At 42.2% G+C, this 14,880-nt stretch carries 9 protein-coding genes and 1 tRNA gene; 6 read left to right on the top strand and 4 right to left on the bottom strand.

Going from position 1 to position 14,880, the window contains the following annotated elements; genetic code table 11:
- Window positions 1–44: 44 nt before the first annotated feature.
- The 3 genes from J4856_RS10370 to J4856_RS10380 form a co-directional block, all read right to left on the bottom strand.
- Window positions 45–1,706, bottom strand: coding sequence for an IS1182 family transposase (locus tag J4856_RS10370; RefSeq protein WP_065367651.1), 1,662 nt, complete (start codon window positions 1,704–1,706; stop codon window positions 45–47).
- A 342-nt stretch (window positions 1,707–2,048) separates the two neighbouring features.
- A complete protein-coding gene (locus tag J4856_RS10375) occupies window positions 2,049–2,435 on the bottom strand; it encodes a rhodanese-like domain-containing protein (protein WP_025838364.1) in 387 nt (128 codons plus the stop codon).
- Window positions 2,436–2,509: 74 nt separating this feature from the next.
- Window positions 2,510–2,580: transfer RNA gene (locus tag J4856_RS10380), tRNA-Gln, on the bottom strand.
- Between the two features lie 238 nt (window positions 2,581–2,818).
- Here J4856_RS10380 and rsfS point away from each other — a divergent pair.
- The 4 genes from rsfS to J4856_RS10400 all read left to right on the top strand — a co-directional run bounded on the left by rsfS (window position 2,819) and on the right by J4856_RS10400 (window position 6,870).
- On the top strand, window positions 2,819–3,178 hold the full coding sequence (rsfS, locus tag J4856_RS10385; protein ID WP_025838362.1) for a ribosome silencing factor: 360 nt from the start codon (window positions 2,819–2,821) through the stop codon (window positions 3,176–3,178).
- A 45-nt stretch (window positions 3,179–3,223) separates the two neighbouring features.
- Window positions 3,224–5,254: an ATP-dependent zinc metalloprotease FtsH gene (ftsH, locus tag J4856_RS10390; protein WP_025838360.1), complete on the top strand. Its 2,031-nt coding sequence runs from the start codon at window positions 3,224–3,226 to the stop codon at window positions 5,252–5,254.
- A 14-nt stretch (window positions 5,255–5,268) separates the two neighbouring features.
- Entirely contained in the window at window positions 5,269–6,135 is an 867-nt protein-coding gene (locus J4856_RS10395; RefSeq protein ID WP_025838358.1) for a phosphatidate cytidylyltransferase, read from the top strand.
- 87 nt (window positions 6,136–6,222) lie between these two features.
- Window positions 6,223–6,870: a SprT-like domain-containing protein gene (locus J4856_RS10400; RefSeq protein ID WP_025838356.1), complete on the top strand. Its 648-nt coding sequence runs from the start codon at window positions 6,223–6,225 to the stop codon at window positions 6,868–6,870.
- A 220-nt stretch (window positions 6,871–7,090) separates the two neighbouring features.
- On the opposite strand, the gene J4856_RS10405 is transcribed toward J4856_RS10400, so the two are convergent.
- Window positions 7,091–10,258 carry a glycoside hydrolase family 2 TIM barrel-domain containing protein gene (locus tag J4856_RS10405; RefSeq protein WP_025838355.1) on the bottom strand — a complete coding sequence of 1,056 codons (3,168 nt, stop codon included), beginning with the start codon at window positions 10,256–10,258 and terminating at the stop codon, window positions 7,091–7,093.
- A gap of 170 nt (window positions 10,259–10,428) precedes the next feature.
- Between J4856_RS10405 and J4856_RS10410 the strand changes: the two genes are divergently transcribed.
- Both J4856_RS10410 and J4856_RS10415 read left to right on the top strand, forming a co-directional pair.
- Entirely contained in the window at window positions 10,429–13,164 is a 2,736-nt protein-coding gene (locus J4856_RS10410) for a SusC/RagA family TonB-linked outer membrane protein (RefSeq protein ID WP_025838354.1), read from the top strand.
- A gap of 32 nt (window positions 13,165–13,196) precedes the next feature.
- Window positions 13,197–14,816, top strand: coding sequence for a RagB/SusD family nutrient uptake outer membrane protein (locus J4856_RS10415; protein ID WP_025838353.1), 1,620 nt, complete (start codon window positions 13,197–13,199; stop codon window positions 14,814–14,816).
- Window positions 14,817–14,880: the final 64 nt, after the last annotated feature.

The following is a 14,880-nucleotide window of genomic DNA, read 5'->3' on the forward strand; positions in this document are numbered from 1 at the left end:
CCCCCCTTTACCTTGTCTACCATATAAATCATTATTTACTATAGCTATGCTGCTAATTTCATATAAAATGATTTATTGGTCTTTAAATAGCCTATATAAACTTGTATAGAGCATCTGAAGGTGACTAAAAGTACCTCCATAATGGCTTTTAGTTCCTTGAGATTAGTTTTTCTGCACATTTTTCCTATGTTAAAGGCAATGGCAAAGAATGCAAAGTCCATGTTGACCTTGTCTTTCCCAAAATGCCTAAACCTCTTGTAGGCTTTATTATATTTTGTTTGTCCAAAAACAGCTTCAGGTTCTATGCACCTTCGTCCTCGATGCTTGATGCCTTCTTCCGAGGTCAGTAGTTCCCGTGCCTTTTGTTTATAGTGCTGTAGTTGGTGGTTTACTTCTATAATTCTGTTCCCTCTTGCCTTAAAACATGAGCCTCTCAACGGACAACCATCACAGTGTTCTGCCTGATAACGTACGCTGTAAGTAACGAATCCATTAGAGGTTAGGGAACGCTTCATACCTATACGCCTCATGTGCTGTCCCATAGGGCAGACGTAGAAATCCTGTTCCTTATTATAATAAAGGCTTGCGGGACTGAATGGGTTAGGTGTGTAGCGTGGACGCTGCTCTTTATGGAAGTAGTTATACTTCACATAGGCTTCCATATTATGTACGTCCATGAACAGATAATTCTCCTCGGAGCCATACCCTGAATCGGCTACGACTGTCTTGGCATAACGATGATAGCGTGATTTGAAAGACTCCAAGAAAGAAGGTAGTGTGAGTGTATCGGTACGATTGGCATAGAGTGCAAAGTCGGTGATAAACTGGTTCTCCGTTGCTATCTGCAGATTATATCCAGGCTTAGTCTGTCCGTTCCGCATAGCGTCCTCCTTCATGTGCATAAACGTGGCATCAGGGTCGGTCTTGCTGTAGGAGTTTCTCTCTCCCATAATCTCAAGGTGTTGGTCATACTCCTGGAGTTTATTACGTTTCTTCTCAAGTTCTTTAAGCTGTTTTTTCTTGGTTCTAACAGCCTGCTTCTCTTCTTTTGTCTTAGGTTTAGGGATTGATTCCAAAGACTTGTTCAATTCCTCGGATATCTCATCAAGCAGAGCTGCAGTGAACTCAATACCTTCTTTCTTAGCGGCATTATCCTGCGCAATGACATCGTCAACCTGAAGCAAGAGTGTGCGTATTTGTTCCTGCAACTTGGTGCGGTTCTTTTCCACGGTTCTCTTCCAAACGAAGGTATACTTGTTAGCTTTCGATTCTATTTTTGTGCCGTCAATATATTCAACGTCAAGACTTATCAAACCTTTGGCTGCAAGTACTAATACGACTTGTGTGAATATATTGTTGATTTCCTTTTTCACACGATTACGAAAACGATTGATGGTAATAAAATCAGGCTGCTCATATCCTGCCAGATAGATGAAATGAATGTCACGCTTGAGAAGTGACTCTATACGACGGCAGGAATAGATATTATTCATATAGGCGTAAAGAATCACCTTAAGCATCATTTGTGGATGATAAGGCTTGCGACCACTGGGCTTATAAAGTTTGTAGACATTATCCAACATAAGATTATCCACCAAGGCGTCTAAAAGACGAACAGGGGCATCTTCTGCGATATCCTTATCGATTCTTTGAGGAAAAAGAATCATTTTCTTGTGTATGTAAGAACGAAAGTGTATCTTTGTCATAATGAGATTTTTTTAATGCCTAAAGGTACAAAAACTTTAGGAAATAGCAAAGCCCTGGCTTGAGAAAGTCGGGGCTTTGTGCATAAAAAAGAGGATGTGTACATTTTGACACACCCTCTTACTTTTTATCTCCTAATTAAAAGTTCCTTGTAAAACAAAGTATAGCCATGAATGTATGTTCAGGAAAAGCAATACCTTCCATCGCATAGATGAAGATTTCTTCTACATAACAAAAACTATCAACGACTGTGAAAAAGTTCGCAGACAGCTACAACCCTATTCGTAAAGATCAGATAAGAAAGAGTATCAATCACTCATAAAATCTACACTAAATGAACTTGCCTAATCCTTTACGATTTTCTTCTTAGCTTCAGTCCATGCAAGGATACCACCTGAAAGATTGGTAACAGTAAAGCCTTCCTTGGCGAGAAGCGCCGCTGCCATAGCTGAACGCTTACCTGAACGACAATAAACCGCACAAGGACGATGCTTATCAAGTTTGGTAAGAGCGACAGAAAGGAATGAAGGGGTCAACACATCAATATGAATTGCACCAGGGATATGTCCTTCAGCAAACTCATCAGCTCTACGAACATCCACCAACTGAACAGAATCAGACTTAATAATCTGCTCGAAACCATTTACGTCAACATCCTTATAAGGACTCTGTGCACATGCCCCCGCACTTATTCCTAATGCTGCCAAAATGACTGTAAATAACTTTTTCATCTATTACTAGGTAAATATTTAAGTTACTAAATGAAATAAAAAAAGAGAGTTGAATACCTCAACTCTCTCATCTGTTGGGATACCCGGACTCGAACCAGGAATGACAGGACCAGAATCTGTAGTGTTACCATTACACCATATCCCAATGATCTTACAACTCATTTCTGAATTGCGAGTGCAAAGTTAGCACTTTTTCTTGAACTACCAAAACTTCTATCAATTTTTTTATAAAAAAAAGCCAAAAAGATGCTTAAATGCAAAATACGAGTGAGAATGAGACAAGAGAAGGTGAATCGTAACAAATTGCTAAATAAAATAGAATTTATTTTGTGCTTCATTCCTTTTGCGCTACCTTTGCAGTTCATATATTATAATGTAATTTAATGGAAGAAACAAAGAATTTAGTAGAATTAATTACAAAAGGAATTCAAGATAAAAAAGGACATGGCATAGTTATTGCAGACTTGTCAAAGATTGATGGTACTATCTGTCGCTATTTCATTATATGCCAGGGTAACTCCACACAACAGGTAGAAGCTATTGCAGGATCAGTAAGTGATTATGTTTGCGAGACGATCGGTGAAAAGCCTATCAACTGCGTAGGACTTGGCAACGCACAGTGGGTGGCAATTGATTATGCGAACGTTATCGTTCACATCTTCACCCCAGAGACACGTGAATTCTATGACATAGAACACCTTTGGGAAGATGCCAAATTAACCACTCTGCCTGATATAGACTGATAAGTAACCTGGTTATCGACCTTATAACATAAAAAAAACTTCAAAATGGACAATTCAAATCCCAAAAACAAGCCGAATATGCCTAAATTCAATATGAATTGGCTCTATATATTCGTTATTATTGCCCTCGGAGTAGTATTCTTTGCTGGGGGGAATGGGCTTTTTCCGTCAAGTGCAGGTATAGACAAGGACTATACCACGTTCAAACAATACGTTGCTAAAGGCTACGCCACAAAGGTGATTGTCAACAGAAATGACAACACCCTACGTATGTACGTAAGCCCAAACCATATCCGTGACATCTTCAAAAAGGGTACACAAGAAGTGGGTACAGCCCCTTATGTGACTGTGGAGATTGGTTCAGTAGATAAGGTTGAGACCTTCCTCGATCAAGCTGTAGCACAAAAGAAAATCGTTAGCTATAGCTACGACAACCAATCAGGTAATACCTTCCTCGACATCCTTGGCTCTATTGCACCATGGATATTCTTCTTCGGAATCTGGTACTTCCTCATGCGGCGTATGGGAGGTGGTGCAGGAGGCAGCGGAGGCGTATTTAGCGTAGGTAAATCTAAAGCAAAGCTTTATGAGAAAGCCAACGAAATGGGTATCACTTTCAAAGATGTTGCAGGTCAGACAGGTGCAAAACAGGAGGTACAAGAGATTGTAGAGTTTTTGAAGAATCCTAAGAAATATACCGATTTGGGAGGTAAAATCCCTAAGGGTGCACTCCTTGTTGGACCTCCGGGAACTGGTAAAACTCTTTTAGCTAAGGCCGTTGCAGGTGAGGCAGGTGTACCATTCTTCTCTATGAGTGGTTCTGACTTCGTTGAAATGTTCGTCGGTGTCGGTGCCAGCCGAGTGCGTGATGTATTCCATCAGGCTAAGGAAAAGTCACCTTGTATCATCTTTATTGACGAGATTGATGCCGTTGGACGTGCACGTTCAAAGAACCCAGCTATGGGTGGAAACGATGAACGTGAGAACACACTCAATGCCCTTCTGACTGAGATGGACGGCTTCGGAACGAACTCAGGTGTTATCGTTCTTGCAGCAACGAACCGTGTTGACATGCTCGACAAGGCACTCCTTCGTGCTGGGCGATTCGACCGACAGATACATGTTGACTTGCCAGACCTGCCAGAGCGTAAGGAAATTTTCCTCGTTCACATGCGTAATTTGAAGTTAGAGAAGAATCTTGATATTGACCTCCTTGCACGTCAGACCCCTGGTTTCTCGGGTGCAGATATTGCCAATGTATGTAACGAAGCAGCCCTAATAGCAGCGCGCCATGACAGTAAAGAAGTAACAAAGCAAGACTTCCTCGATGCCGTTGATCGTATCATCGGTGGTCTTGAAAAGAAGACAAAGATTATGACAGCTGACGAGAAGCGCACTATAGCCCTTCACGAAGCTGGTCACGCTACTATCAGTTGGTTCTGTGAACACGCCAACCCATTGGTAAAGGTGAGCATCGTTCCACGTGGTCAGGCACTCGGTGCAGCATGGTATCTGCCAGAGGAGCGTCCTATCACAACAAAGGAACAGATGCTTGACGAGATGTGTTCATTGCTCGGTGGACGTGCTGCAGAAGAACTCTTCACTGGTCATATCTCAACAGGTGCAATGAATGACCTCGAACGTGCGACCAAGAGTGCATACGGCATGATTGCTTATGCAGGTATGAGTGACAAGTTGCCAAACATCTGTTATTATAACAATGACGAATACAACTTCCAGAAACCATATTCTGACACAACGGCTAAGACCATAGATGAAGAGGTACTGAAGATGATTAATGGACAGTATGAGCGTGCTAAGCAGATTCTGACAGAGCACAAAGAAGGTCATAATCGTTTGGCACAGATTCTCATTGAACGTGAGGTAATCATGGCAGAAGACATAGAAGAGATCTTCGGAAAGCGTCCTTGGGTAAGCCGCACACAAGAGTTGCTTGCACAGGAAGAGAGGTCTCAGCCTAAGTTGGAGGATATGCCAGAGGAGGTTAAGCAGGCACAAGCAGAGCACGAAGCAAGAATCGCCAAAGAAGGCAGCGACAAAGCCAGTGATTTATAAACAAACATATAGTTATGAGTGATAAACTAAAGAATCTGATTGTCAGAGCCGTTACTGGCGTATTCTTCGTCACCGTGATGGTGTTGGGCATCCTTCACCCTCACGCCTTGATTGCACTTTTCGCACTCATCACGGGTCTTTCCATCTGGGAATACACTGGATTGGTGAACAACATCAAGGGAGTAAAGGTAAATCGCTTCATCTCAACCATCATAGGAGTCTATTTCTTCTTGGCGGTTGCAGGTCTGCGTCTGACACCAGTTGAGGGCTTCGTGGTCTTTGTACCCTACATTTTGTCAATTCTCTACCTATTAATTTCAGAACTATATCTGAAAAATGAGAACCCTATCAACAGTTGGGCATACACAATGTTGGGACAGATGTATATCGCAATGCCTTTCTCAATGATCAACGTATTAGCTTTCCAGCAGGTTAAACCAGGACAGGTGACCTTCGACTATCTCCTTCCATTGAGTATTTTCATCTTCCTTTGGACTAATGATACAGGTGCTTATCTCTGTGGTTCACTCCTCGGAAAGCATAAGCTCTTCCCCCGTATCAGTCCCAAGAAGAGTTGGGAAGGAAGCATTGGTGGAGGAATTCTCGTTCTGATTGTGGCTGGTGTCATCGGCTATTTTGCAAACATCGGGGCTACACCTCACATGTTGAGCATTCCTGGATGGGTAGGACTTGGACTCGTCGTAGTGTTCTTCGGAACATGGGGCGACCTTGTTGAGAGCCTTCTCAAGCGTACACTCGGTGTGAAGGACAGTGGTAATATCCTACCGGGACATGGTGGTATGCTCGATCGTTTCGACTCATCACTCTTAGCAATACCAGCAGCTGTCGTGTATCTTTATACATTGACACTCTTCAATTAAACTATAATAAGAAGAAATAACAGACGTATAGGGACAGACGGAACCGTCTGTCCCTATATTGTTTATAACACCTGCTATATCTTGATAATGAACGCAGAACTAACAATAGACTATCTTCGACAGGCGTTTGAGCATTACAATGACCTCATCTTTGAAGGCAAACTACCCGTACCAAAGCTAAAATGGTCACGTGCTAAAACTCGTTTGGGACAGATGGCATGCAAAAGAAAAACGAGTTGGGGACGTATAAAGTACTATGACTTCACCATTTCTATTTCCAACTATTATAAACTCACGAAAGAAGAGATAGACGATGTGCTCATCCACGAGATGATACACTACTCTATTGCCTATACAGGATTGAAAGACACATCAGCACATGGCATTGTCTTTCGTGGTATGATGGACAAAATAAACCGTACTTTCAATAGACACATCACTATCTCTGTGCGCACACGCAACCTACAAGCACGCAGCGTACAACAACCCAAAGACTATCTCATATTGGCATTAAAGATGAAAGATGGCAAGTATTTTCTCTCTTCCGTCAATCCCTCTGCTGCTGGGAAATTGGCAATTTCCCTTGCTCGCGCTCGTGAAATAGCACATTACGCGTGGTATCAGTCACAAGATGAATACTTCCGCAGTATGCCACGTGTGCGCTCTTTGCGTGGTAGACAAGTGTCTGCAGAGGTCTACGAAACGATGATTGAGAAGATGAAACTACTAAAATAAAAGGCTGATAGAAGCCTAAAAACGAATTATTTTCACAACAAGAAAGAATTATTTTCATGAAGAAAAATATTTATTTACGTGAAGAAAAATATTTATTTTCATGAAAAGAATTTAGACACTGCCATTGATAGGTATACTGACAGTACGGATATTAAACAAAAAACGCCTTTGCAGGACTTCTGCAAAGGCGTTTTCTATTTTATAAAAGATGTCTATCAGCTTAGAATACTGGTACAATCCAGAAGTGCATAGCTCGGTTTTCAGCTGGCAACTGATACTTCTTCAGAGGTTCTGAACCCCAACTATCAATACCACCTACACCCATCATTGCGGCATCCAACGTGAGGTTAGTGTACTTAGACATTGGTACCTGATAACTGTGACGCTGATGCTTCTCACTTCCCTCATCGAGGTCAGAGATGTTATAATGCAATGCACTGGCTGAGAAAGCTGCCTCATCAAACAATACTCGGAATCCATGACCGCTGTTGTCAGTCTGCTGCCACCAGCGAACGTCGCTCTTCGTGCCTGTCTCCTGTGGACGGATGTAAGGGAAGAACTGCTTGTCGGCAGTCTGCTCATAACGTCCAATGCGCTGTGAAAGCTTACGGTCGGCATAGTTCTCGATAGGTCCACGACCGTAGAACACCGACTTATCCATATTATAAGGCAACTGCATCAACATTCCGAAACGTGGAAGCTGAGGAGCCTTGCTACCTTCCTTCATTTCCATATCCATACTAACATGAAGCGCACCATCAGCTGCAACATGGTAAACAAGGCACAACTGCCCACCTACCTGTGGTAAATCGTATTCTGCTGTGAGGCGATTCATCTTTTTATCAACTTCTAATGACTTCAATGTCATTGTAGGATTCTTCCATACTGACAGGCGATTCTGGAAGTTAGTACCCATATCATTGTCTGTCATAGCACGCCAGAAGTTAGGCTTCAAGCTACCACCTTCACCCAAGAAGTTACGACCATCAACCTGATAACTGCTGAGGAAACCTGTCTTGCGATCGAATACGAGGTCGAAGTTGTTGCCTGCAAAGCGCACAACACCTTCTTTCACATTGTCAGTTACCTTCACCTTATTCTTTACAACAGGCTCCATCTTTGGCATTGGCTGCCAAGGCTGTACCTCCATCTGCATTTCTGCTACAGTCTGACCAGATGTCATCAGTGGTTCAGCAGTCTTCAACTTAAAGTCGATATTCAAGAGAACTTCACCGTCAAAATCCTTACCAACTATTGGTAAAGTGTATTCAACCGTCTGCTGTGGTGCAACATTCAGTTCTTCAATCGCGCCCTTTTCAACAACCTTACCCTCGTTAACAAGGCTCCATTCCATACGATAGTTGCTTAGATCACGGAAGAAGTATTCATTGTGAACAGCAATCTTGCCCTGCTTGAGGTCAACTGGTCGAGCCCAGATATTCTGATATTCATAGGCAACCTCATAAGCATGTGGATTCAACTGACGGTCAGGACCAATCATACCATTGCAGTTGAAGTTGTTGTCTGATGGGTCAGTCTTATTATAGTCACCACCGTATGTGTATTCCGTCTTCACATCAACCGCATCAGCCGCACGCTCATAATCTTCCAACCTACGAGAAGCATCAAACTTAGGATTGCGGTGTAAGCCTTGATCTACAAAGTCCCAATCAAATCCACCTTGGAATTTAGGATACTTACGAACAAGATCCCAGTACTCCTTCAAGTTACCACCAGAGTTACCCATCGTATGGTTATACTCGCATTGGATAAGTGGACGAGTGTATTGAGCGTTCTTTGAGTAATCTTCACAAGCCTTTGGAGAATAGTACATTGGGCAGAAAATATCCGTAGCATAGCCATTCAGCTCAGCACGCTCATACTGCACAGGGCGGCTCTGGTCCTGCGACTTAATCCAATCGTATGCATCATCGAAGTTTTTACTGTAACAAGTTTCATTGCCAAGACTCCAGAAAATAATACTTGGATGATTGAACTTCGTTCCGACATTATGCTGATTACGCTCCATAATCTGCTTAGCAAAAAGCGGACTACCAGATACTGCATCCTTATTATAGCCAAAGCCGTGGCTTTCTTGGTTAGCCTCAGCAACGACGTAGAGTCCATACTCGTCGCATAGGTCATACCAAATAGGGTCGTCAGGATAGTGACAAGTACGCACTGCATTGACATTCAAACGCTTCATCAGTTTGATATCTTGAATCATACGCTCACGTGTCACAACGTAACCACCATCTGGATCCATCTCATGACGGTTAGCTCCCTTAAAGAGAACGGGCTGACCATTAACCAAGACCTGCGAGTTTTTGATTTCAACCTTGCGGAAACCAACTTTGAGAGGGATTGTTTCAATAGCCTTACCCGTCTTGGCATCTTCAACATTCACATAGAGATTATAAAGATAAGGAGTCTCTGCTGTCCACTTCTTTGGGTTTCTTAATTCCATGAAAGCCTTAGCCTGCCCTGCCTTATCAGGTGTAACAACATCCTTGGCAGTAAGATTATTATCCGCATCCTCCAAGATTAAGAAAGCCTTTGTATTACCCGCTAACTGGAGATTGACGCTGAGCGTACCGTCCTTGTAATCATTTACGAGGTCAGGAGTTACACGAATATCTTTCAAATGCTGCTTTGCATCACGGGCATAGAGATAACTTTCACGAGCAACACCACTGAGACGCCAGAAGTCCTGATCCTCACAATAACTGCCATCTGACCAACGGAATACTTGGAAAGCAATTTGGTTATCGCCCTTCTTGAGATACTTCGTTACGTCAAATTCTGGTCCAATCTTAGAGTCTTCACTGTAGCCAACGAACTTACCATTCACCCACAGATATACACAAGATGTCACAGAGCCAAAATGAGCGATTATTTGTTTACCATCCCAATTGTCTGGTATGCGAATAGTACGACGATATGAACCAACATGGTTCTCCTTAATTGGAACCTCTGGAGGATTGTTCTTGAAGTTGCCACGCCATGCAAAACCAATGTTCACATAGACAGGGTCGCCATAGCCATTCACCTCCCAGATACCGGGAACAGGAAAGGTCTTCCACTGAGAATCATCGAAATCGGTACGGAAGAAATCTGTTGGACGCTGATCAGCATTCTCAACCCAATTGAACTTCCAATCCCCATCAAGTGAAAGGTAATTAGCCGACTTCTTCATATCAAACTTTGTTCCACGCAGATTTTCAAATGGTGCAAACGCAAAGAAGTCTGTATGCGTTGCAAAACGATTGACAGCATTCACCTGTAGGTCATGCCATTCGGTAAAAGTAGGCTCAATAACGGCTTTCTGTGCATGAATACCAGACATAGACATGCCCATCAGCAAAGCCGTTAGAAAAAGCTTTTCCATATTGATAATAATTTAGGTTTCTATCTTTAAGTTCCTCAACTCACAAAGAGTATATAATAAGGATAACACAACAAAATTAGCAAAAAAAACTGTAATCATCGACTTATGTCACGAAAAATATGTATATTTGCTTAGATAATCAGTATAAACAACATTTATTATATCCTAATATGGCCAGACAACACTTCCTAACCCATTCACTTGTTTGCTGCCTTTTACTAATTGGCTCTACAAATATTGCAAATGCGCAAAGAAGATATAAAGCCATTACTAAAAAGCAAAAGCAGCCGTTATTCCTCATGAGTGATACCCTACCTATCGTCGGTTCAATGGCAAAGGTAGGTGAGAAACAGATGAATAAAGGTTTGGTAAATTCAGCCATTAATGCCCTTTCCGGGCAAGCCGTTGGTGTAAATGTCGTTACGAATGGGCAGGATCGTATGGCAATGTTGACCAGTGTGCGCGTTCGTGGTACCACATCGCTTACTGGTGGTAATGACCCTCTAGTCCTTATAGATGGTGTTTCTTCTGATTTATCTACCCTATCCACCATTTATCCTGCTGATATCGAAAGCTTTACTATCCTCAAGAATGCTTCAGAAACGTCTAAGTATGGTTCACGAGGAGCATCGGGTGTTATCGAAGTAAAGACAAAGCGTGGCAATGGTAGTAAGTTCCAGATCTACTATGACGGAACTGCTGGCTTCGACGTTGTATACAAACGACTTCGAATGCTCAATGCTACGGAGTATGTTAGTGCTGCAAAAGCATTGGGATTAGACTATGTTGATAAGGGCTATGATACTAACTTTCAAAAAGAAATAGCACGAACAGGCTTCGTAAACTCACACCACGTAGCTTTTAGTGGAGGCAGTGAGAAGTCTAACTATCGTGCCTCACTGGGCTATGTGCGCGGTCAAACGGTTATTAAAAACAAGGATTACAATAACTTCGTGGCTAAGTTAGACATCTCACAGCTTGCCTTTGACGAGAGACTAAAAATAGACTTTGGTGCCTTCGGTTCATCTCAACAAGATGAAAAGATATTTGATATTCAAGCACTTTCCTACTCTATTGCTGCAATGAATCCAACACTCCCATTCCACAAAATAGGAAACGGCTGGCAGAGGAATGGCAATGCATCACAGATAGGACCGACAGAACCATTGCTATTTGAGCGTAACGATGAGAAGAATCTTACGTTCAATTCACATCTGCAGTTGTCCTTACAGCTAACACATAACCTTCAGTTAGCAGCCTTAGGTTCCTATTCTTACACCTCAACGGAGAACGGACGATTTGCTCCGACATGGGTATGGGCGCAAGGATTAGCATATAGAGGAGAACGAAAGACCGAAGATATGTTAGGTAACATCTCTCTTGATTGGAAATATCGTTGGGGGATTAACAATTTATCTGCCACCATTCTTGCTGAATATCAGAAGAAAAAGATGGCAGCTTTTTGGACACAAGTAAAGGGATTAACCAATAATTACTTTGGTTATGACAATCTTGGGGCAGCTTCTGACCGTCCTTATGGAGGAACTGGTAGTAGTTATGCTGACCCAAGTCTTGCCTCTTTTATGGGTACACTTACCTACACACTACTCGACCGATACACACTTAATCTGACAACACGTGCAGATGGTTCGTCAATGGTTGGCAAAGACCATACATGGGGAATCTTCCCTTCTATCTCAGCGACTTGGGATATGAAGAAAGAAAGTTTCCTACGCAACAATAAGAACATTAGTCTTCTGAACTTTCGAACCGGTTATGGTCGCTCTGGAAACCTTGGTGGAATCAGTTCTTATTTGACCTTAAGGCAATATATCCCAGTAGGTTTAATCTCGTATAATGGTACACCAACAGTCACAATGGGTACCTTACGCAACAGCAATCCTGACCTACGTTGGGAGACGCGCAGCACCTTTAATATTGGTACTGACCTTGGATTGTTCAACAATCGTCTGCTCCTTACAGCAGAGTATTACTATTCCAAGACTACCGATATGCTTTACGAATATGACGTACCTGTGCCAACTTTCGCCTTCGACAAGCTATTGGCAAATATCGGCTCTATGTCTAACAGTGGATTTGAGTTGGGTATCGGTATTGTTCCTATCTCAAAGAAAGATATGGAACTCAATGTCAATGTCAATATGGCATGGCAAAAGAACAAACTCCTTTCGCTCAATGGTAAGCTCAACGGAAGAAATATGACTGCATCAGACATAACACCAATTGGTGGTATGAATGGCGCAGGTTTCCATGGTGGATATAATGATATTATCTATCAGATTGTAGGTCAACCTTTAGGTGTTTTCTATCTTCCTCACTGCAAAGGAATCGTTGACAACGGGCATGGACACAACAAATACGACATTGCTGATTTGAATAATGACAATGTAATCGACCTCAGCGACCATGGCGATCGCTATATCGCAGGACAAGCAACACCTAAGATGACCTTGGGTTCTAACATAAGTTTCAGATACAAAGCATTCGACATTTCCTTACAGATGAATGGTGCTTTCGGACATAAGATATTTAACGGAACAACTCTTTCTTTCCTGAACATGTCAAACTTCCCTGACTATAATGTCCTTGCAGAAGCTCCTGCACGGAATATCGTTGACCAGAATGTGACGGATTATTGGTTAGAAAAAGGTGATTATCTAAACTTTGATTATCTTACGATAGGTTGGAATACGCCTGTTAAAAACAAATATATCAACTCACTACGTGTGTCTTTTAGCATCAATAACCTTGCAACAATAACAAGTTATAGTGGCTTAACACCGATTATCAATAGTTATGTAGTAGATAACACTTTAGGTATTGATGACAAACGTACCTATCCTCCTTATCGCACTTATTCTATCGGTGTGAGCATTAAGTTCTAAGCAATTTAACACAACATAAACAACTGTCAAGTATGAAATACTTACTTCGCCCACTCTTTTTTCTAACTCTCCTCACATTGACAGGTTGTCTGGACGAGAATAGCAAAGACAGCCTCGATGAACAACATACCTACACGACAGATAGAGATGTATATGTCAACGCCGTCGCTACCTTGTATAACTACATAGGAAGTGATAAAGACAGTGAGGGATTACAAGGTACTTATCGTGGTGTATATGATTATAATACGTTCACAACCGATGAAGCAATCATACCTGTACGTGGTGGAGACTGGTATGATGGAGGCTTTTGGGCTGATTTATATACACATAACTGGGCAGAAGACAGTAAACCGCTCTACGATACATGGAAGTATCTCTATAAAGTAATTGTATTCAGTAATGATGCACTTACAACTATCGACAAACATAAACAACTGCTTACAGATGAGCAGTACAAGGCTTATAGGGCGGAAGTTAGGGCTATCCGTGCCTTATACTACTATTACCTTATGGATATGTTTGGAAATATACCATTAGTAACTACGGCTGACGAAAGTACTGAAAACGTAGAACAAGCAAGTCGCCCTGAGGTATATCGGTTTATTGTAAAAGAACTACAAGAAGTCACCCCACTGCTTCCTACAGGTCATAGTAACCTTCTTGGCAAGAACTATGGACGTGTAACACGTTCTGTAGCCAACTTCCTTCTTGCTAAGTTGATGCTGAATGGTGAGGTTTATTCTGATGCTGATTGGACAGATAATCAACAACCTAATGGTAAGCAAACCTACTTTACCATCAATGGTCAGCAGATGAATATATGGCAAGCCTGCAAATATTACTGCGATGAGTTGACTGCTGATGGCTTTACCTTAGCAGCCGATTATCTCAGCAACTTCTCTGTTAACAACGAGAATTCACCAGAGAATATCTTTACTATCCCACTCGACAAACACCTTTACAAGAGCCAATTCCAGTATCTCTTCCGCTCTCGTCACTACTCACATGGCGGTGCCTTCGGTACAGGCTCTGAGAATGGAGCCTGTGCAACTATTTCAACAGTGAAGACTTTCGGCTATGGTACCAGTAATGTTGACAAGCGATATGCTTATAACCTCTACTCTGACACTGTTCGAGTAGATGGAAATATCATATATTTAGAAAATGGCAAACCACTTGTTTATATGCCACTTGCTGTAGAGTTAAATCTCACTAACAGCCCATATATCAAGACGGCAGGAGCAAGAATGGCTAAATATGAGGTGGACCGCAACGCCTTTAACGATGGTAAAAGCCCAGACAACGACATTGTTCTCTTCCGTTATGCCGATGTATTGCTAATGAAGGCTGAAGCTGCAGTACGCAACGGAGAGAATGGTAATACTGAACTGAACCTCGTTCGCAGCCGTAGTGGCATGGGAAATAGAACTGCTACATTAGATAATATTCTTGCTGAACGCCTGATGGAACTAATGTGGGAGGGCTGGCGTCGTAATGACCTCATCCGCTTCAATCGTTTCCATCAGTCCTACGACCTTCGTACTGCACCCGCAACAGAAGCCGACCGTCATACTATCGTCTTCCCTATCCCATCACGTGCATTAGACCTCAACGAAAAACTGAAACAGAATAAAGGTTATCAACGCTAAATAAAACCTCCGTCAGCTCCATGCTTCTGTGTGAGGTTTAACGCTGTAAGGTTAAGAAATATAT

The sequence above is a fragment of the Prevotella scopos JCM 17725 genome (assembly GCF_018127785.1).
Classification (GTDB): Bacteria; Bacteroidota; Bacteroidia; order Bacteroidales; family Bacteroidaceae; genus Prevotella; species Prevotella scopos.